Here is a 20088-nt window from a genome sequence, read left to right on the forward strand (position 1 = left end):
TTAAGCTAAAATTTTAAAGCTTATGGAAAAGGTAAAGCTGTGGAAAGATAGGGTAGAAAGGAGGCTGAGAGAGATCTTTGATCCAGAAGGACCTCCCGTACTGAGGGAAGCGATGGCTTACTACCTCTTTCAAGAAGGGAAAAGGATAAGACCTCTGTTTACGGTGGCTGTGAGCGATGCTCTCGGAGGCAACGAGGAGGACGCCCTCACCGTGGGATGTCTTATAGAGATGATCCATAACTACTCCCTTATCCACGACGATCTTCCGGCTATGGACAACGACGATCTGAGGAGGGGACTGCCCACGTGCCACATTAAGTTTGGGGAGGCGATAGCGATACTCGCTGGCGATGCACTCCTGACCTACGCCTTCGAGGTTCTGTCCGAAGGTAGCAAGTTCTTTAGTCTGAACGAAGCCGATCTGATAGAGATATGCAGGATATTGGCGGTTAAGTCCGGTGCTTCAGGGATGGTGGGTGGTCAGGTTCTCGATATAACTGGAGAGGGGGACCCTCGGAAGACGAGCTTGATGAAGACCGCTGCCCTATTCGAAGCCTGCTTTCTCTGCGGGGGAGTGGTAGCGGGAAGGAAGGATATCCTCGGCGATCTTGAAGAGCTCGGAAGGAACGTCGGACTATTATTCCAGATAACCGACGATATACTGGATAAGGACGGCTACTTCGTCGTCTACGGGGAGAGAGGATCCCTCCAACACGCGAGCGATGTATATGAGAGAACCAAGAAGCTGGTAGAGAGCCTATTTGGAAGAAAGGGGGAGGCGGTTAACTACCTTGTGGATCTTATCTATAAACGAGTTACCTGATCAGCTCTCCCATCTTAAATATGGGCATGTACAGGGCTATGAGTATTGCACCTATTATAGTTCCGAGGATAACTATAAGCATGGGTTCTATAAGGGTTATCAGCCCCTCCACCGTCCTATCGACCTCGTCCTCGTAGAATCTGGCTATGGTATCGAGCATCTCATCGAGCCTACCGGTTTCCTCACCCACCTTAACCATAGCTACTATCAGCTTCGGGAACTGCCCAGTCTTTTCCATCGAGGACCACATACTCTGACCTTCCGTTACCTTCTTCTGAACCTCGTCTACCGCTTCCTTTATAACGAGGTTTCCTGCCACTTTGCCGGCTACTTCCAGAGCCCTTTCGATGGATACACCGCTGGCGAAGAGTGTTGCCATGGTCCTGCTGAACTTCGCCATAGAGCTCTTTATTGCGAGATCACCGAACTTAGGTAGTCTGAGGATAAATCTGTGAACCGCCTTCTTGAAGCCATAACTCTTCTTGTAGGCGTATCGGAACAGTATCGAGCCACCGACTATAAAAATCACTATATAGAGTATGTTGTCCCTCAAAGCGTTCGACAGGTTTATTAGAACCTGCGTTGGTAGAGGAAGCGATCCGCCAAAGCCTGCGTATATATTTGCGAAGGTGGGAACTAAGAAGTAAAGTATACCTGTCACTATAAGTGTTGCTATTACAAGAACGAAAACGGGGTAGAAGGAGGCGCTCTTTATCTTGCTCTTTATCATAGCGAGCTTTTCGTAGTACTCGGAAGCCCTAAGGAGTGCCCTATCGAGTTCTCCGGTTTCCTCACCCACAGCGGCGAGGTTGATGACCAGTTCTGGGAAAACATCACTCCTTAAAGCCATAGCCTCGGAAAGAGACATCCCTTCGCTCACGTTCTTTGCAACCTCCGCCGTAGCTTCCGCCAGCTTCTTGTTAGGCATCTGTTCCGCCACTATTTCAAGGGCTTCTATTATTCCTACACCGGCGTTCACCATAGCTCCAAGCTGGCGGCAGAAGAGGGATATATCCCTATCTGAAACCCCCGAGAATAATGCAAAACCCCTACCTTTCTTTCCCTCCCTCTCCTTCTCCGAGGGCGTGGCTTCAACTATTTCGTCAGCGTTTATGAAGTGAAGACCCCTCTCCCTAACCTTCTCTACGAGATCGTTAAAGGAAGGAGCCTCTATAACATCCTCGACTAAGTTTCCCTCCTCCGTATAGGCTTTGACTTTATACCTTGGCATTCCTTAAACCCTCTTCTGTAGTCCAAGCATCCTTTCTAATTCTCTTATATCGGGCGAGGCTCTTAAAGCTTCATCCACAGTTATTAGCCCGGCTTTGTACAATCTGAAAAGGCTCTGGTTCATAGTTTGCATACCGCTCTCAAGCTGACCGCTCTGCATGAGCGAGTATATCTGCTGTAGCTTGTTTTCCCTTATTAGATTTCTTATACCAACGTTAGGTATCAGGAGCTCGTAAGCCAATACCCTTCCTCCGCCTATCCTTGGTAGGAGCCTTTGAGAAATAACTCCCTGAAGGGTAAAGGATAGCTGAACTCTTATCTGCTCCTGTTGTTCCGATGGGAAGATATCAACTATCCTCGTTATTGTAGATATAGCCGTGTTCGTATGCAGTGTCCCGAAGACAAGGTGTCCCGTCTCGGCGGCTCTTAAAGCTGTCTCTATCGTTTCCCTGTCCCTCATCTCCCCGACGAGTATAACGTCGGGATCCTCTCTCAAAGCGGCCCGTAGAGCTTCCGCAAAGGAGTAAACGTCCTGATCTATCTCTCTCTGATTAACTATGCTCTTTTTATGGTGAAATATGTACTCTACGGGATCCTCAATTGTTATTATGTGGTGAGGGAAGTTCTCGTTTATGTAGTTGATCATCGCTGCGAGGGTGGTAGACTTACCGGATCCGGTAGGTCCCGTGACGAGGACGAGTCCCATCTTCTTATGACATAGCTCAAGAACCTTTTCGCTGAGGCCAAGTTCCTGAACTGATCTTATTTTGTAAGGCAGTCGTCTTAAAGCCGCTGCTACGGAGCCCCTCTGGTAGAACACGTTAGCCCTGAATCGCCCGAGATCCTTGACTCCAAAGGAGAAGTCAACCTGTCCCCTTTCCTCCAACGTCTTTCTGTGCCTCTCAGACATAACGGAGTAAGCGAGCTTTTGGGTCATGTCGGGTTTTAGAACGGGGAAGTCATTCAGAAAGGTTATGTTGCCGTCCACCCTAACAGCCGGTTTTGCACCCGAGGTTATGTGTATGTCACTGGCGTCCATCTGAACCGCCCTTTGAATGATATCGATCAACCTTACTTCTTTAATCTCGGTTTGGACCTCCAATTCTCCCCTCCTTTCTTAAATGGAAATTATACAGGAAGTTCCTCTTGTCAAAAATACACTCGGATCTATAATATATGACATGAATGTCATAATAAGTGAGGAGGGCACGATGATACCCCGTGTCTATATAGGTCATGAGTGGTTCGGCGTGGAAAAGGTCCTGTCTGATTACAGCGTTCCGCCTGACTGTGGAGCCTCCGTGATATTCACCGGTATACCGAGGAGTGCTCCCGAGGATGGGGATGTGAAAGAGCTACATTACGAAGCCTATCCTGAGATGGCAATCAAAGAGATGAAGAGGATAAGGGAAGAAGCACTTGAGAAGTTTGGGGTTAGAGAGGTATTTATCCATCACAGGCTCGGAGTGGTTCCCGTTGGGGAGCCTTCTTTTCTGGTGGTCGTCTTTGGAGGACACAGGGAGGAGACCTTCAGGGCCTGTAAGTATGCGGTGGACGAGACGAAGAAAAGGGCTCCTATATGGAAGAAGGAAGTATACCGTTCCGGGAAGGGCGAGTGGATCTTAGGAGCCTGATAATGGTTGAAGACAAACTCGGCAGAGAACTAAAGGATTTAAGGATTTCCGTAACCGATAGGTGCAGCTTCAGATGTTTCTTCTGCATGCCTCCCGATAAGGAGATTGACTTCTTAAAGAGAGAGGAGCTCTTAAGTTACGAAGAGATAGCTAAACTCGTGAGGATACTAACAACTCTGGGAGTTAGGAAGATAAGGATAACGGGAGGAGAGCCCTTAATAAGAGCCCATCTTGAAAATCTGATCGAGCTGATTGCCGGAGTTGAAGAGATAGAGGATGTAGCCCTAACCACGAACGGGTACAGACTTTCTGAGAAGGCGCATCAGCTTAAGGAGGCAGGATTGAGAAGGATAACAGTTAGTCTTCTAACTTTAAAACCTGAAAAGTTACCTGCTATGGTGGGCAGGGAGGTGGACCTTGGAAGGATCATAGAGGGAATAGACAGAGCTAAAGAGGTAGGTTTAAATCCTATCAAGATAAACACCGTCGTTGTGAGGGGCGTAAATGACGATGAGATAGTGGATATAGCCGAGTTCTGTAGAGAGAGAGGACTGATCCTCAGGTTCATAGAGTACATGGATGTGGGAACGCTCAACGGCTGGAGCATGGAGAGAGTTGTTTCTGCGGAGGAGATGCTCTCAAGGCTTGGCAGAGTTTACAGGTTTGAGGAAATCGGGAGGGGAGAAAGTGAGACCGCCCTGAGATATAGATACTCGGACAACGGACTTGAGTTCGGGATAATAGCCTCTGTCACAAAACCCTTCTGTAGAGGTTGCACGCGCCTGAGACTCTCCGCCGATGGAAGGCTTTTTACCTGCCTCTTTTCTGACAGAGGGTTTGATATAAAGAAGCTTTTGAGAAACGGTGCTTCTGAGGAGGAGATACTTTCCAAAATAAGGGGACTCTGGTCGAACAGGGAAGATAGATACTCCGAGAGAAGGTTTGAGCTTATGAAAGGTTCCGCGAATAAGGTGGAGATGTTCAGGGTCGGTGGATAAGACCCTCTAAGAGCATCTTCTTCACAGACTCCCTGTCTTTAACTATCTTTCCTTTTCTTCCCCTGATGAACCACTGAAACACCTTAGCCTGCATAAAACCTATGAAAGAGAAGCTGACCTCTTCCACATCTATATCTCTCCTTATGCTTCCCTCCCTTATACCTTCTGCTATCACGTCGCCCACCTTCTTAGCATAAGTATTCAGAAACTCGAAGATCATCCTCTTTAACTTTTGCTTGTTGCTTCTCGAGAATTCAAAACAGAGGACGGGCGTGACCCCCTTGGTCTCCTCGAGGAGGTCTATGTGCCCGTCTATTATCAACCTCAGTTTTTCTATGGCGTCCTTACCTTTACTTATGGCTTCGTCCGTCCTCCTAAGGCACTCGTTTGTGTAACGGGAAATTATCTCCTCCGCTATACTGTCCATCGTGGGGAAGTGCTTGAAAATAGCCGCATCGGATATACCCAGTTTTTCACCTATCTTTTTAGCTGTAAACATCCTGAGTCCTTCGTGGGCTATTATCTGGGCTCCAACCGATATGATACGTTCCTTAGTGCTCACCATGACCAATAAGTATAACTAACATCTCGAACCTGGTGATCCTTCGCATTCTCTGCAGGGTTCTACAGGCTTCAGATGGAGAAATAGCTCGAGCACCTTCTCCTCAAACCAAGGAGCTATATCACCTCTCTTTACCTTCCAGAGGAAATACTTTTCGAAGGCGGTCTTGAGGTAGTGTACCCACTTAGCCTTTTTGGTCTTGACCCAAGCCCTCGGCGGTATAACAGGATTCGCTATGAAACCTGCCGCCTCTTTACCCATGTCCGCTATGCATATAGCAGCGAGCGTGGGGGCGTACCTGTCGGGTGAGTTGTGTATGTCATTGATTATGTTCAGAGCTACCGCCATGGCCATACCTTCTATCATCTGTCCCGTTTTGGGTGCTCCGGTGGGTATTGGTGTTTTCTCTACCGGGGGTATGGCGGTAACAACACCTACACCGAAGATGTTCTTGTAGGTCGGATTCTGGAAACACCTGTTCACGATAACCATCTTGTTCATGGGGTTAGCTACCTTATCCCCGGCGGAAGCTACGACGTCGGGACCTTGGAATCTCGGCATGAACATGGTGAACTTTGCCGGGAGTTCGTGGGTGTTTCCATCAAGATCTTCGTAGACTACCTTGTCCTTCTCTATCTTCGTAACCTTCACGTTAGTGATGTACTTTATATCCTTTTCTGCAAAGAGATCCTCCATCATCCTCTTCGAAGGTCCTACCCCTCCGAGTCCTAAGTGTCCTATATAAGGCTCGGAAGTGACGTAAGTTATGGGAACCTTATGTCTTATGCCTCTCCTCACAAGCTCGTAGTTGAGCATAAAGGCGAACTCGTAAGCCGGTCCAAAACAGCTAACACCGGGAATGGCTCCGATCACCACAGGTCCGGGATCTTGATAGAATTCCTGAAGCTTCTTCTGGGTTTCCATAGCGTGCTCGGCCGTGCAGACCGACGAAGAGTTTTCCTCCTGCCCTTCGGCACCGAAGACGAGCTTTGGACCTGTTGCTATGACGAGGTAGTCGTACTCTATCTCCCTTCCCGATTTCGTCTTTACCTTGTTGGCGTCCGGATCTATAGTCTCTGCCGCCTCGTTTATGAACTCTATACCGAACTTCGGAAGGAGGGGAGCCAAGGGTACGGTTATATCTTCAAACTTCCTCCAACCTAAGGCAAGATGAGGAAAGGCGGGGGTAAAACCGAAGTAAGGTTTGTTAGAGATCACCGTGATTTTTAAATTCTTATCGAACTTCCTAAGATTGTAAGCTGTAGCTATTCCACCGATGCCACCGCCTATTATCACAACATGTTTCGCCATAGCCTGACCTCCATCATTTTAGTAAGTGCTAACTTTAAATTTTAGCTTATGGTTCTGTCGTTTTCAAATTTTGAGACACTGATAGAAATATTTAAGCTTAACAACAACTTAGGCGCACCTTTTAGTCCATTTGTAAGTATCAACTAACTAACGTAAGTTTAAAAGCTTTATCAATCAAGTAAATCATAAACTTACCTGATGGTCATTTATTGAATAAAAAGGCGTTGAAATAGATGTGGACACGTTCTATGATATGACACGTATGATCGAGCTCATTTCAGTTTACGCTAACTTATAGGAGGGACTGAGATGGCACAGGGAGCAGTTCATGAGCATCCGCACCACGAGACCAGTATATGGCCCTTCCCGATTGGGATAGGGACGCTGTTAATACCCATAGCCTTCACTATGTTTTTCCATTACGGGATGCAGATGCCCGGTCTTATCGTAGGGGGCGTCGGGTTAGTCCTTATCCTCGTCGGAGCTGCAGGATGGGCTAACGAACACTTCCAGGTGGAGAAGGATGAAGGATACGGATGGCTCGGTATTCTCTCCTTCATAATTTCAGAAATAGTTATATTCGGAACGCTCTTTGCCTACTTCTGGATGGCGAGAACAGCCCACGCGGACAAGTGGTCTGAGTGGGTTCCAGAGGGGATAAGCCTCGGAATGGCAGGAATTCTTACCCTCATCCTGTGGGCGTCGAGCTTTACCATCTTCAAAGCCGAGCTTTCCTTAGAAGAAGAGGGGGATACAGGAAAGGCTCTTTTGTGGACTTTCCTGACCTTCATTCTGGGATCCCTCTTTATAGTCCTTCACGTTAGGGAGTGGATGCACCTCTGGCACGGGGGCTTCACCCTGAGCGCGAACGCCTACGGGACTGGCTTTTATGCGCTGACGGGGCTTCACACCTCTCACGTTCTCGTCGGTCTGATATCCCAGATATACGTCATGTGGCTCCTCGCAACGGGTAAGATGACTAAGGAGAAACCCACCATGATGGCAGCGGTTTCGGCATACTGGCACTTCGTTGATGTCATGTGGATGCTCGTCGCAGGAACTGCATACCTCGTGGGGTCCACGGCAATATGATGATGGCTGTCTTGGCGCTACTTCTCGCTGTAGGGACGACACTCGCTGAGGCCGTTGGGGCGAATAACGTTCTGAGAAAGGACTACTTTGACCCCTCCATACTGAAGATAGATACGAGTAAATACCTGGGAAATTACGTGGCGAATACAGAGATCATCCTCGAAGATGGAAAGAAAGCCAAGCTGTACGATGTCCTTAAAGGAAAGCCCACGATACTACTCTTCTCCTACTATACCTGTGAGGGATCCTGTCCTATAAGGATAGACAACCTGAACAAACTGATAAGGAAATCAGGCTCCCTCCTCAACAGGGACTTCAGGGTGCTTGTTCTCTCCTTCGACGAGAGGGACACACTCGAGACACTAAGGAAGTTCAAGGAAGGCCATGGACCCTTCACATCCCAGTGGGTGTTCGGAATTATTCCCAAGGAGAAGATAGAGACCCTTACAGGTAGCACTGGCTTTAAGTTCTTCTTCTCCGAAAGGGACAAAACTTTCGTTCACACGAACGTTTACATCTTCCTCGCTCCCGACGGAAGGATAACGAGATACCTATTTGGCATAAACCCGCCCGAGAAGGATGTCAGGATAGCCTTGGCTGAAGCAGAGGGCGGTAGGATCTCTGCAAGTTCGGTGGTAGATCTTGCCCTTCTGGTTTGCTACACCTACGACCCCTCGAGGAGTACTTTCGTCGTAAACCCGACCATAATCTTCGGTGGCATAGGTTTCTTGGCTCTTGGAAGCGTGATACTGATAGCCTTTGCTTCCAATAAGTTGATCAAAAGGGAGGTGCAATGATGGAGCAGGTGCTCGCCTATCCGGCAAAGTGGTGGAGCGAGGCCGTAACCGTGTGGTTGGTGGTTGCGGTTGTTATCTACCTCGTGGTCGCCATACCGGGTCTTTACTTCATCATGAAGTACAGGTTCAAACCCGGTGAGAGGGAAATCGGTGATCACGAGAAACACGGACACTGGGGACTTGAGGCTCTATGGACGATAGTTCCCACAATAATAGTCCTTGTCCTCGCAACCTATTCCTTTGCGGTGTTCAAAAAGCAGAGGACAGCTCCCCCGGACGCTATGACCATAAAGGTCACCGGCTTCATGTGGGGATGGCAGACGGAGTACCTTGATGAGAACGGCAACACGATCAAGACGGTTGTAACATCCTTCAACCCCACGAGCTACGAAGTCCCAGAGGATCAGAAGATAGTTGTCCCTGCAGGGAAACCTGTCAAAGCCCTCCTTACCTCCATGGACGTCATCCACTCCTTCTATGTGAAGCCTGCAAGGATAACGGAGGATATGGTTCCGGGAAGGATAACCCACCTCTGGTTCCAGATCAACAAGCCAGGAGAGTACTGGATCTTCTGTAGGGAGTTCTGCGGAACGGGACACTCCCACATGTTCACCAAGCTTAAGGTAGTCCCTCCCGAGCAGTTTGCCCTCTGGCTTAAGGGTGAGACCAACGTTGCTGAAAAGTCTAATCAAATAGAGGGGAATCTTTAAGGAGGTTGTGAGATGAGAGAAGCTCTACCGGTACCTTACTTCGGCGCAAGCCTTAAGGAGTGGATCTTTACAACGGACCACAAAAAGATAGGGATCCTTTACTTGACCACCTCCTATATCTTCTTCCTCGTGGCAGGTCTCTTCGGACTGATTATAAGGCTCGAACAGACCTCTCCCGGCTATCAGTTCGTCCAGCCAGATTTCTACAACTACCTGCTCACGGGTCACGGCGCCGTTCTTCTCCTCTGGTGGGCGATAGCTTCCCATATAGGTGGATTTGGTAACTTCCTCCTTCCGCTGATGATAGGAGCCAAGGACGTTGCCTTCCCGAGGCTCAACGCACTGAGCTGGTGGTCTTTCTTCGGTGCGAGTGTGCTGGTGCTCCTGACCCTGATACCCGGGAACCACATAAAGATGATGTGGACTGGATACCCTCCCTACTCTGCAACGGGTGATGCCGGAGTTACAGCCCTTTACGTTTTCATAATTCACCTGATAGGAATTTCCTCCATAGCCACGGCTGTAAACTTCATAACCACCTACATAAAGATGAGGGCTCCCGGAATAAACTTCTGGAACACTAACATGTTCGTCCACTGTCTGATAGCAGCGAACGTTATTCAGCTCGTGGGCGTTCCCTCCCTTGCAGGTGCGGTTACGATGCTCCTCCTCGACAAGTACCTCGGAACAAACTTCTATAACCCTGACAAAGGGGGAGATCCACTTCTCTACCAGAACGTCTTCTGGTTCTACTCCCACCCCGTCGTTTACGTTCAGATACTGCCGGTCTTTGGATTCTTCTCCGAACTCGTGCCAACCTTCGCAAGGAGACCCCTCTTCGGATACAAGTCGATGATCTTCGCGGTGTGGGGAATAACCATACTCAGCTTTATGGTCTGGATACATCATATGTTCGTCTCCGGTGTGCCCGACTGGGCAAGAGTTATAATGTCCTACACCACCATACTGATCGCCGTTCCCACCGGTATAAAGATCTTCAACTGGATTGGAACACTCCACGGTGGAGCGATAATTCTCAGATCTCCCATGCTCTATGCTCTGGGTGGAATATTCATGTTCCTCATCGGTGGCTTGACAGGAATACCTAACTCCATGGTAGCTATAGACCTTGGAATATCCGACTCCCTATTTATAGTCGGACACTTCCACTACGTTCTCGGAATGGCTCTGACGCTCGGACTCTTTGGAGCTATAATTTACTGGTTCCCCAAGATGACCGGAAGGATGTATCCGGAAAACTTCGGAAAGGTATCCTTCTGGCTCACCTTCATAGGTGCAAACCTCTTCTACTTCTTCCAGATGGTTGTCGGAATGCTCGGCAACCCGAGGAGGTACCCTGACTATCCTCCCATACCCGAGTGGGTAACCCTCCACCAGATACAGACCATAGGAGGTCTTATACTCGGTCTCGGAGTTCTCGTATTCACCATAGGCATACTCAAGGGACTCCTCGCTGGAGAGAAGGCTCCTGACAATCCGTGGCAGTCTCAGTCCCTCGAGTGGAGGATACCTTCACCTGCTCCCGTTGATAACTTCGGTGAGGAGCATCCCAAGGTAGAACCCGATTATCATCCCTACAAATACGGCGCACCTCCCGTGTTTTAGATCCTTGAGCAACCTCCTGAGCCGTTCTTTCGGGGGCTGTGCCCCCGCCTTTTAATTTTTTGAAGATTTTCTGAGGAAAATTTCAATTTAAAAATTCCTTGCATTTCGTAAACTTCTGGTCTAATATATTAGTTAGTTATGACTTACTAATACCAGGAGGTGTGCCATGGGAGAAAGAGAGAGCTTCTTCCCTTCGGGAGCTATAAGTTTCTTCGGCTTCCTTGTGGGATTTTACGTCTTCCTGTGGGTGCTTGTTTACTTACTGCTCTTGACCTTCTCCTCTTAGGAGGTGTGAGCCATGGATAGAGCGGAAAGGAACGCTATAACCGTTGCAATAGCACTCCTTCTTTTCTTCTTCGTCCTTATAGTTTACGCGGCGAAGGGATTGAAGATCGACCTCCCGACCTGCATAACCGATGTCCAGCCCTTTAAGGAAGGGAAGCTAATTAAACACGCCGACAAGAGATACGAACTTCACGTCGTGGCGAAAATGTGGTACTTCGATATGAACGGAGGACAGACGGAGATAGAGATACCAGTTGGCTCAACGGTGGATATATACCTAACCTCTGCTGACGTAGTCCATGGAATGCACATAAACAACACGACAATCAACCTGATGGCAATACCCGGGACTGTGAACTACGCAAGATACACCTTCAACAAGCCGGGAGTTTATCACGTAGTATGTCATGAGTTCTGCGGTGTTGGACATCAAGCCATGCAGGCGAAGATCGTTGTTAAGTGAGGAGGTGTAAGGATGAGAGTGGAAGGAAGCATAAGGTTCATAATCCTCAGTGAGATAGTTTTCCCTATCCTCCTTCTTATATTTGGTATCTATCACGGCGTTATGCAGGTCCTTTACAGGGCGGGGATAATTAAGGCGGACTCATTCCTCGGAATAGACTACTACCAGGGACTTACTCTCCACGGAGTTATAAACGCGATAGTCTTCACCACCTTCTTCGCCGTCGCCTTCGGAAATGCGGTAGTTCTCTATCTTCTCAAGAGACCTCTTAGACCGACGGTTCAGTGGCTTTCATGGATACTCATGGTCGGCGGAACCCTTATGGCGGCCTGGGCTATGTTCACCAAAAAGGCAACGGTCCTCTACACCTTCTACCCTCCCCTTATAGGACACTGGACCTTTTACATAGGTGCGGTTCTGCTTGTCGTAGGATCTTTAATTCCCTTCTTCTTTGATTGGATACCGAACGCCATAGCGTGGAGGAGGGAAAAACAGGAAAAACTACCCCTTGCTGTCTTCGGAGTTTTTGTAAACCACACCCTGTGGACTATAATGATCGTACCCGTTGCGATAGAGATTCTCTTCCAGCTATTTCCTCTCTCTGTAGGCTGGATTGACGAGATAAACCCGCTCCTTGCAAGAACCCTCTTCTGGTTCTTCGGACATCCGGTCGTTTACTTCTGGCTCCTTCCGGCCTACGTGATGCTCTATACGATGCTTCCCAAGATAGCTTCCGAGAAAGGGAAACTTTACTCCGATCCGGCGGCGAGGTTCGCCTTCATACTCTTCCTCCTCTTCTCCTTGCCTGTGGGGCTCCACCACCAGTTTACGGAGCCGGGTATATCCAACGCGTGGAAGCTTATTCACGCCATATTCACCTTCTGCGTGGCTCTCCCAAGTCTAATAACAGCTTTCACGGTTGCCGCTTCCTTAGAGTATACCGCCAAGGCGGAAGATCCTTCTGTCAAAAACTCCAAGTTCTACTGGTGGACAAGGTTGCCCTACCTCAGGCTCGAAGGGGACAAGTGGCTCTTCTCTTACTTCTTCGCGGGGCTCGTTCTCTTCTTCTTTGGCGGTATCACCGGAATAGTGAATGCCTCCTACAACCTCAACCTTACGGTTCACAACACAGCTTACGTCCCTGGCCACTTTCACACCACCGTCGGTGGGCTCGTCCTCCTTGCCTTCTTAGGAATGTCCCTCTATATGGTCTCCAAGCTCAGGGGGACGGAGGTTAAGTTCAAGGGTCTTGCTGCCCTCGCTCCTTACTTCTGGATGCAGGGTATGTTCATGTTCTCCTACGCTATGATGGTGGGAGGAGCTCTCGAAGGCTTTCCCAGGAGAACCAACGCCGGACTCACGTATCTAAACCCTGACTCTCCCCTCTACAGACCAGAGTGGGTGGGATACGCCCAGCTCTCCGTTGTCGGAGGAGCTCTCCTCGGTATAGGCTTCGTCCTCTTCCTCATAGCCTTCTTCGGTACTCTGCTCGCTCCCAAGATCAGGGAGTCGGTAGTTGAGTTTCCGATAGCGGAGGCTTACCACGACGGACCCTCTCCGGTTCTAAATAACCTCAAAGGTTGGACGGTTGCGGCGGTTCTCCTTGCAGTTCTGTCTTACATACCTCCCCTCTATGACGTAACCCAGAGGGGTGTCTTTCATGACTCTCCCGCTTACAACGAGAAGTATCCCATACCCATAAAGCAGATGAAGCAAACGAGCAAGGGAGAGAAGAGTGTTTCCCTGAAGGAGGAGAGGTGATATGTTCCTTCTGGCACCCCTCTTCTCCCTCCTTTTCCTCTTCCTCTTTTCCTTTTCCCAAACGGGAGGCACGGGGATACCTCCCAACGAGAGTAGAACCCTCGGAAATAAAGTCCCCGACGTCGTCCTGATAAGCTCTGATGGAGAGGAGTTCAACCTATACTCCCTGAAGGGAAAACCTGTTATCCTGAGCCCTATCTACACCCACTGTACCTCCGCCTGTCCGATCATAACCGAGAGCCTGAAGAAGACCGTAAAACTCTTCGGAGAGCCCGGAAAGGACTTCTACGTTCTGAGTCTAACCTTCGATCCGAAGGATAAGCCATCAGATTTAAAGAAGTTTAAAAAGGAACATGACCTGCCTCCCGACTGGAAGGTGGTTTTGGTTAAGGATAAAAACCAGCTCTTTGAGCTTCTCGACGCTGTGGACTTTCGCTTCGCTACCCTTCCCAACAGGGAGTTCGTCCATCCGAACCTTGTAGTCTTCCTCGATGAGGATCTCGTGATCCGAAAGTACATGTACGGTGTTACCTTTGACAAGCTTGAGTTTGCCAACGCGCTGAGGATAGCGAGGGGTGAGGTGGCTCTGCCGGAGAAGTTCAGGGGACACATCTTTCTCGTAGGGATGCTCGGGATAGTTGGGACGATGATATTCTTAGTAGTTCGTCTCTCCAAGATAAGAGTTCACAGAACGAAGGAGGCGTAGGCTAAGGCTGCAATGATCCTGTATATACCGAAGATAGTAAACCCGTGGTTGCTCAGGAACTTGAGGAAAGCCCTCACGGTCAGGAGCGCTGTTATAAAGGCTGTCAGGAAACCTATTCCTAAAACCTCCCACTGGGCTGTGCTTATCTGAGGACCTGTTTTATAAAGGTCGTAGGCGGTTGCAGCAAACATCGTTGGGATAGCCAGGAGAAAGGAGAACTCCGCTGCACTCTTTCTTGAAAGCCCCATGAGCATGCCACCTATTATCGTCGCCCCCGACCTCGAAACACCGGGAACCACGGCAAGGGACTGAAAGATACCTATGATCAAAGACCTCCTTAGAGGGAGTTCATCCATGTCTTTAAGATGGCAGAACTTCTCACAGTACCTGTCGGCAAGGATAAGAATTATCCCTCCAATGAACAGGTTCACGGCGACTATTAGATCGTTCCCGAGGAGATACTCCTTTATGAGCTTGTATAGGAAAAATCCAACCAAAGCCGTCGGGAGGAACGCTAAGATTATCCTCTTCCAGGTCTCTATATCCTTGATGAGCCTTTCGGAGTATAGCGTGAGGACCGCAAGTATGGAGCCGAGCTGAATGGCTATCTCGAAGCTCTTTGTGAACTCTGTTTGAGGAATACCGAGCATGTGGGAGGCTAAGATCAGGTGTCCCGTTGAGGATACGGGGAGGAACTCGGTTAGACCTTCCACTATTCCCAAGATCACCGCTTCCTTAGGAGTCATGGGGGATAATTATAACGGTGAGGTACGATGCAGTTGTTGTAGGTGGTGGTCCTGCCGGTGCGGGCTGTGCTAAGGTTCTCGCCGAAAACGGCGCCAAGGTCCTTCTTTTAGAGAAGAGGAAGCTACCACGCTTCAAGCTCTGTGCAGGATGCCTGTCTAAAAGAATAGATAAACTTCTTCCCAAAGGTTGGGAAGAGGAGATTCTAAACGTCATACGCGGTGGGGTGCTCGGCTTCAGGGGAAGGGAATTTGTCGAGAGAGATGCGGGTGAGGATATAGCCTACATAATCGACAGGATGAGCTTCGACCACTTCTTGGTTAAGGAAGCTGTCAGTTCGGGAGCAGATTTATGGGAGGGGGTTGAGTTTTTAGGTTTCGAGCAAGGGTTTAAGGTGATGACTTCGGTGGGAGAGGTAAGAGCCGACTTCCTCATAGGTGCAGACGGGTTCTATACGAGAGTGGGAAGAGCGCTCGGCTACGAAAAAAGGAAGTTTTTCCGCTCCGTAGAGTTCTGGACGGAGGGAAATTTGGGAGATAAAGTTGTAATAGACGCCGGTATAGTTAGGAGGGGCTACGGCTGGATCTTCCCGAAGGGGGAGAGACTTAGCGTAGGTCTCGCTCTCGTCGGAAGAGAGAATCCCCTGAAAAAGCTTGAAGATTATGTGGGAGGACACAGGTTGATAGAGAAGAAAAAAATTAAAGGGGTGAGGGGTTGGATGATTCCCTTTACGGAAAATGAAAAGGACTTACATCTCGGCAGAGGGAGGGTCCTTCTTCTCGGAGATGCGGCGAACCTCGTCGATCCGCTCCTCGGAGAGGGGATATACTACGCTGTCCTGAGCGGACACTTGGCAGCTAAATCAATACTTGAGAGTCCTCAAGATCCCCTAAAAGAATATGCCTCTCAGATTAAGAAGTACATACTTCCTGAGCTCGTTTACGCTGGGAAGATAGCGAGGCTTGCCTACAGGTTTCAGAGGGCCGCTTTCGGTATGGGTAGAGGGTTCGCTTTAGAGAGGTTTTTTAAACTCCTTAAGGGAGAGCTCGGATACAGGGATCTTTACCTGAGAGGGCTTCCCGAGTTTATAACTTCCCTATTGCGTTTTGAAAATTTTTCGCATATAATAATAGATAAAATCCTAAGGAGGAGGTGACAGCCATGAGCAAGAGCCTATCTGGAACAAAGACCCTTGAGAACCTCAAGGCAGCTTTCGCTGGGGAGTCCCAGGCTAACAGAAGGTATCTTTACTTTGCAAGGGAAGCTGACATTCAGGGTTATCCCGATGTTGCAAATATCTTTAGGGAGACCGCTGAGGGTGAGACTGGGCACGCCTTCGGACACCTCGACATGATGAGGAAGTACGGCGGTGTTGATCCCGCAACTGACAAAACCATAAACTCCCTCGAAGAAATGCTCGAGTCTGCCATAGCCGGCGAGACCTACGAATACACCGAGATGTACCCCGGCTTCGCGAAGGTAGCGAGGGAAGAGGGCTTCGATGAGATAGCCGAGTGGTTCGAGACCCTCGCAAGGGCTGAGAAGTCCCACGCCGGAAGGTTCCAGAAAGCTCTCGAGCAGTACAAGGCTTCCGCCTAATACCCGAGGGGGGATTTCCCCCTTCCTTTTAATTTTGGGAGAGAGATAATGTACGAATCCAGTATAGGTGGTCTTAAGGAGTTCAACTTTGACCTGAAGGATCCAAAGTTTTACGACGAAGAAGCTCTGTGGGAGGAGGCAAAGCGGGTTTACTCGAAGTGTAAAGATTGCAGGCTCTGTGTTGCCTTCTGTCCCTCTTTCCCAGCGCTGTTTGATGCTGTGGACGCCAAGGATGACAACGTTGAAAACCTGACTAAGGAAGAGCTCGCCAAGCCTTTAGAGCTGTGCTTCCACTGTAAGCAGTGCTACTTCAGATGTCCTTACACTCCTCCCCACGAGTGGAGGATAGACTTCCCCCATCTTTCCTTAAGGTACAAGGCGTGGAAGTTCAAGAGGCAGGGAGCAGGGCTGACAGATAAGCTGATGGTGAATACGGATCTAAACGGTAAGCTCAACGTTGGACCTCAGGCACACATAGTAAACAGCCTTATGGATACAAAACCCGCCAGGGTTATCTTGGAAAACTTCATGGGTATAGACCGTAGGGCTAAGCTCCCCAAGTTCAACACCGAGAGCTTCGTATCTTGGTTCAAGAAGAACAGAAGACCGGTTAAGGGGGAGAACGGAAGGGTCGTTCTATTCTCGACTTGCCTTCTCAATTACAACTATCTAAGGAAAGGAATAGCACTGGTCAGAGTTTTGGAAAAGAACGATGTTTTTATAGAGCTTCCGGAGAATCAGGAGTGCTGTGGTATCCCCTACTTCGACATAGGAGATCTTGACTCGGCGAAGGAAAAGGCTAAAAGGAACGTTGCAAGGCTAAAGCCCTACGTGGATGCAGGATACGACATACTCGTCCCTATCCCGACCTGCGCTCTTCAGATAAAGTACGAGTATCCACTCCTGCTTCCCGATGACCCTGATGTCAAGGCGGTCTCCGAAAAGGTCTTTGACCTCCACGAGTACCTCTGGAAGCTTAAAGAGGAAGGTAAGCTGAACACCGACTTCAAAGTGTCTATGGGAAACATAGCCTACCACATCCCCTGTCACCTGAAATCCTTAAACGTCGGATATAAAGGTGTAGCCCTCCTAAGGCTCATACCGGGAACTAAGGTAAGAGTGGTAGATAGGTGCTCTGGACACGACGGAACCTTCGGTGTTAAGAAGGAGACCTTCGATTACGCCTACAAAGTAGGATCGAGGCTCTTCGATGACCTTAAGGCTCAGGATGCCGATCTCTACGTATCCGAGTGCCCCCTCGCGAGCAATATGATAGAGCTCGGAACGGGAAAGGAACCCCTCCACCCGATAGAGGTTCTCTTCAGAGCCTACGGAGGTGATCAGGGATGAGAAAGGTTACGATGAAGGACGTACTCAACCTCTACGAGTATGAGAAAGTAAGACCTCAGAAGGTTAAGGAGATAATAGATCTGAAGAAGAGGAGGAGGGTTCAGGTAGGGGACAGGGTTAGTCTTGTCTTCGAGAACTTTGACACCGCCTGGTTCCAGATACAGGAGATGATAAGAGCTGAGAGGATGGTTAAAGATGAAGACATACAGTTCGAGATAGACACCTACAACGAGCTCATCCCTGAGAAGAACCAGCTATCCGCATCCATGTTCATAGAGATACCCGATCCTCAGGAGAGGAGAAAAGAGCTTCCCAAGCTCGTGGGAATACATGACGCCGTTTACATGCATATAGGGAACAAGTACACGATAAAAGCTCGTGCGGACGAGAAGAGTCAGATGGACTATCGGGAAGGCAAAGCTTCGGTGGTTCACTTCCTCAAGTGGGATCTCACACCGGAGCAGGTAGAGGCTTTCAAGAAGGAGCCTGTGAGGATAGAGATAAACCACGAGAACTACAAGGCTATGGTTGAGATACCTCCGGAGACGAAGGAGGAACTCATAAAGGATCTCGAGAGCGATTAAACTCTATATATGCTCATTCGTCTTAACCGCTACCTCTCTATGTGCGGGGTGACCTCCCGCCGAAAGGCAGACCAGCTCATAAAGGAGGGGAGGGTCAGGGTAAACGGCGAGGTGGTAAGGGACCTTGGAGTCAAGATAGATCCCGAGGTAGACAAGGTTGAAGTTGACGGTAGGGAGGTAAAACCTCCGAAGAAGAGATACGTGATCCTCAACAAGCCCTGCTGTTATCTCACCCAGCTCGGGAAGTCCCAGAGCGGTAAGAAAACGATAGAAGAGCTTATAAAGGATATACCAGAGAGGGTCTATCCTGTGGGAAGGCTCGACTACAACACCGAAGGTCTCCTGATACTCACCAACGATGGTGAACTTGCTAACAGAATACTCCATCCGCGGTATAAGCTCCCGAAGGTTTATCTTGCTCTCGTGAAGGGAAAGGTATCTAAAAATACTCTACGCAAGATGAGAAATGGAGCTGATCTCGAGGACGGTTTTGCCAAGCCGGACGATGTGAGGATAGTGAGATACGAGGGGGAAAACACCTTCGTAGAGATAGTCTTTCACGAGGGAAGGAAGCATATAGTAAAAAGGTTCTTAGCCCACTTCGGTCATCCCGTCCTCAAGTTGAAGAGGATAGCTATAGGTCCTATAAAGCTCGGGAAGCTCCCCCCTGGAAGGTGGAGGGATCTAACACATAGGGAATTAAGACAGCTCTTTTCGGCGGTTGGGTTAAAATACTCTCCTGAATGGAGATCCTGAAGATATTCCTTATAGGTGTTGCTGCCACAATTCTATTTATGTTCGGTCTGCAGCTCTTTGTCCGCTGGAAGGCTGGGAGGATGGTAGGGAGAGAACTGAAGGGTTTCGGAAAGGAGGTTATCCTTTACTTCTACTCGCCGAACTGCGGTGCCTGTAGGAGGATGAACCCTGTCATTGAAACGTTATCTAAAAAGGTCAGAGTGAAAAGGATGAACGTTGCTGAAAGAGAAGGACTTGAGATGGCGAAGGAGCTTGGGGTTATGGGAACACCTACGACAGTCGTTGTTAAAGACGGAAGGATTAAAAAGGTCTTCGTTGGCTTTCAGAGCGAGGATAAAATACTGAAGGAGGTTAAGGGATGAAGTTCTTCCTCGATACGGCAGATATAGAGCAGATAAGGACGGCGAACAGTTGGGGAATACTCGACGGGGTTACCACAAACCCAACGTTGATATCCAAAACGGGAAGACCGTTTAAAGACGTGGTCAAGGAGATTCTGGAGGAGGTTGACGGACCCGTGAGCCTCGAGACGGTCTCCTTGGACGCAGAGGGTATGATAAAGGAAGGCAGGATGCTGGCGGAGCTCGGCGAAAACGTGGTGGTAAAGATCCCCATGACGCCAGAAGGCATGAAGGCTGTTCAGGTTCTTGAAGCTGAAGGGATTCCCACCAACGTAACCCTCGTATTCTCACCTATGCAGGCTCTGATCGCCGCCAAGGCAGGAGCCTCCTACGTCTCACCCTTCGTGGGAAGGCTCGATGATATCTCCGGAGAGGGGATGAAGCTTATAAGGGAAATTAAGGAGATCTTCTACAACTACGAGGCGGATACCGAGATAATTGTCGCGAGCGTTAGACATCCTATGCACGTCTTGGAAGCTGCTCTGATAGGGGCGGACATCTGCACCATGCCCTTCGCCGTAATGGAGAAGCTCTTCAAGCATCCTCTGACCGATAGGGGTATAGAGCTGTTCCTGAAAGACTGGGAGAAGGTTCCCGAGAAGCCTTTTTAAGAGCTTAGGAATATTCTTAAATTCTTAAGTCTAAGGTCTCTATTA

22 protein-coding genes are annotated in these 20088 nt (G+C 49.1%); 17 read left to right on the forward strand and 5 right to left on the reverse strand.

Annotation, left to right across the window (positions count from 1 at the left end; translation table 11 throughout):
• Positions 1–22 precede the first annotated feature (22 nt).
• Entirely contained in the window at positions 23–823 is an 801-nt protein-coding gene (locus tag ACZ483_RS01295) for a polyprenyl synthetase family protein (protein ID WP_464324366.1), read from the forward strand.
• Here ACZ483_RS01295 and ACZ483_RS01300 read toward each other — a convergent pair.
• The gene (locus ACZ483_RS01300) at positions 816–2054 is read right to left on the reverse strand and encodes a type II secretion system F family protein (RefSeq protein ID WP_464324367.1); all 1239 of its coding nucleotides are present in this window, start codon (positions 2052–2054) and stop codon (positions 816–818) included. The genes ACZ483_RS01295 and ACZ483_RS01300 overlap by 8 nt on opposite strands.
• 3 nt (positions 2055–2057) lie before the next feature.
• Complete coding sequence (locus ACZ483_RS01305; RefSeq protein WP_464324368.1) at positions 2058–3155, reverse strand: type IV pilus twitching motility protein PilT; 1098 nt, start codon at positions 3153–3155, stop codon at positions 2058–2060.
• Between the two features lie 109 nt (positions 3156–3264).
• Here ACZ483_RS01305 and ACZ483_RS01310 point away from each other — a divergent pair, with 109 nt between their 5' ends.
• Positions 3265–3687: a molybdenum cofactor biosynthesis protein MoaE gene (locus ACZ483_RS01310; protein WP_464325158.1), complete on the forward strand. Its 423-nt coding sequence runs from the start codon at positions 3265–3267 to the stop codon at positions 3685–3687.
• Entirely contained in the window at positions 3633–4685 is a 1053-nt protein-coding gene (gene moaA / locus ACZ483_RS01315) for a GTP 3',8-cyclase MoaA (protein ID WP_464324369.1), read from the forward strand. Before ACZ483_RS01310 ends, moaA begins: the two co-directional genes overlap by 55 nt.
• Here the strand turns inward: moaA and ACZ483_RS01320 are convergent.
• Together ACZ483_RS01320 and ACZ483_RS01325 are read right to left on the reverse strand one after the other, a co-directional pair.
• A complete protein-coding gene (locus ACZ483_RS01320) occupies positions 4669–5250 on the reverse strand; it encodes a TetR/AcrR family transcriptional regulator (protein WP_464324370.1) in 582 nt (193 codons plus the stop codon). The genes moaA and ACZ483_RS01320 overlap by 17 nt on opposite strands.
• A gap of 15 nt (positions 5251–5265) precedes the next feature.
• A complete protein-coding gene (locus ACZ483_RS01325) occupies positions 5266–6558 on the reverse strand; it encodes an NAD(P)/FAD-dependent oxidoreductase (protein ID WP_464324371.1) in 1293 nt (430 codons plus the stop codon).
• 309 nt (positions 6559–6867) lie between these two features.
• Between ACZ483_RS01325 and ACZ483_RS01330 the strand changes: the two genes are divergently transcribed.
• From ACZ483_RS01330 to ACZ483_RS01360, 7 genes are all read left to right on the forward strand, one after another.
• Positions 6868–7650, forward strand: a complete 783-nt coding sequence (locus tag ACZ483_RS01330) for a cytochrome c oxidase subunit 3 (RefSeq protein WP_464324372.1) — start codon at positions 6868–6870, stop codon at positions 7648–7650.
• A 2-nt stretch (positions 7651–7652) separates the two neighbouring features.
• Positions 7653–8447, forward strand: coding sequence for an SCO family protein (locus ACZ483_RS01335; protein ID WP_464324373.1), 795 nt, complete (start codon positions 7653–7655; stop codon positions 8445–8447).
• Positions 8447–9157: a cytochrome c oxidase subunit II gene (gene coxB / locus ACZ483_RS01340; RefSeq protein WP_464325159.1), complete on the forward strand. Its 711-nt coding sequence runs from the start codon at positions 8447–8449 to the stop codon at positions 9155–9157. Before ACZ483_RS01335 ends, coxB begins: the two co-directional genes overlap by 1 nt.
• A gap of 12 nt (positions 9158–9169) precedes the next feature.
• Positions 9170–10783 carry a cytochrome c oxidase subunit I gene (locus ACZ483_RS01345; RefSeq protein ID WP_464324374.1) on the forward strand — a complete coding sequence of 538 codons (1614 nt, stop codon included), beginning with the start codon at positions 9170–9172 and terminating at the stop codon, positions 10781–10783.
• Between the two features lie 298 nt (positions 10784–11081).
• A complete protein-coding gene (locus tag ACZ483_RS01350) occupies positions 11082–11531 on the forward strand; it encodes a cytochrome c oxidase subunit II (RefSeq protein WP_464324375.1) in 450 nt (149 codons plus the stop codon).
• A gap of 12 nt (positions 11532–11543) precedes the next feature.
• A complete protein-coding gene (locus tag ACZ483_RS01355) occupies positions 11544–13292 on the forward strand; it encodes a cbb3-type cytochrome c oxidase subunit I (protein ID WP_464324376.1) in 1749 nt (582 codons plus the stop codon).
• 1 nt (position 13293) lies between these two features.
• On the forward strand, positions 13294–13998 hold the full coding sequence (locus tag ACZ483_RS01360; RefSeq protein ID WP_464324377.1) for an SCO family protein: 705 nt from the start codon (positions 13294–13296) through the stop codon (positions 13996–13998).
• Here ACZ483_RS01360 and uppP read toward each other — a convergent pair.
• Positions 13977–14744 (reverse strand): undecaprenyl-diphosphatase UppP, encoded by a 768-nt coding sequence (gene uppP / locus ACZ483_RS01365; RefSeq protein ID WP_464324378.1) that lies wholly within the window; start codon positions 14742–14744, stop codon positions 13977–13979. The genes ACZ483_RS01360 and uppP overlap by 22 nt on opposite strands.
• A 17-nt stretch (positions 14745–14761) precedes the next feature.
• Between uppP and ACZ483_RS01370 the strand changes: the two genes are divergently transcribed.
• The 7 genes from ACZ483_RS01370 to fsa are packed head-to-tail and all read left to right on the forward strand — an operon-like array spanning position 14762 to position 20043.
• Positions 14762–15898 carry a geranylgeranyl reductase family protein gene (locus ACZ483_RS01370; RefSeq protein ID WP_464324379.1) on the forward strand — a complete coding sequence of 379 codons (1137 nt, stop codon included), beginning with the start codon at positions 14762–14764 and terminating at the stop codon, positions 15896–15898.
• 5 nt (positions 15899–15903) lie between these two features.
• A complete protein-coding gene (locus tag ACZ483_RS01375) occupies positions 15904–16341 on the forward strand; it encodes a rubrerythrin family protein (protein WP_464324380.1) in 438 nt (145 codons plus the stop codon).
• Between the two features lie 48 nt (positions 16342–16389).
• Complete coding sequence (locus tag ACZ483_RS01380) at positions 16390–17691, forward strand: heterodisulfide reductase-related iron-sulfur binding cluster (protein WP_464324381.1); 1302 nt, start codon at positions 16390–16392, stop codon at positions 17689–17691.
• Complete coding sequence (locus ACZ483_RS01385) at positions 17688–18275, forward strand: DUF3501 family protein (RefSeq protein ID WP_464324382.1); 588 nt, start codon at positions 17688–17690, stop codon at positions 18273–18275. Before ACZ483_RS01380 ends, ACZ483_RS01385 begins: the two co-directional genes overlap by 4 nt.
• Before the next feature lie 9 nt (positions 18276–18284).
• Positions 18285–19031, forward strand: a complete 747-nt coding sequence (locus tag ACZ483_RS01390; protein ID WP_464324383.1) for a pseudouridine synthase — start codon at positions 18285–18287, stop codon at positions 19029–19031.
• A complete protein-coding gene (locus tag ACZ483_RS01395; protein WP_464324384.1) occupies positions 19019–19393 on the forward strand; it encodes a thioredoxin family protein in 375 nt (124 codons plus the stop codon). Before ACZ483_RS01390 ends, ACZ483_RS01395 begins: the two co-directional genes overlap by 13 nt.
• On the forward strand, positions 19390–20043 hold the full coding sequence (gene fsa / locus ACZ483_RS01400; protein ID WP_464324385.1) for a fructose-6-phosphate aldolase: 654 nt from the start codon (positions 19390–19392) through the stop codon (positions 20041–20043). The genes ACZ483_RS01395 and fsa overlap by 4 nt, the downstream gene beginning before the upstream one ends.
• Positions 20044–20088 lie beyond the last annotated feature (45 nt).

This window comes from Hydrogenivirga okinawensis (genome assembly GCF_055385515.1).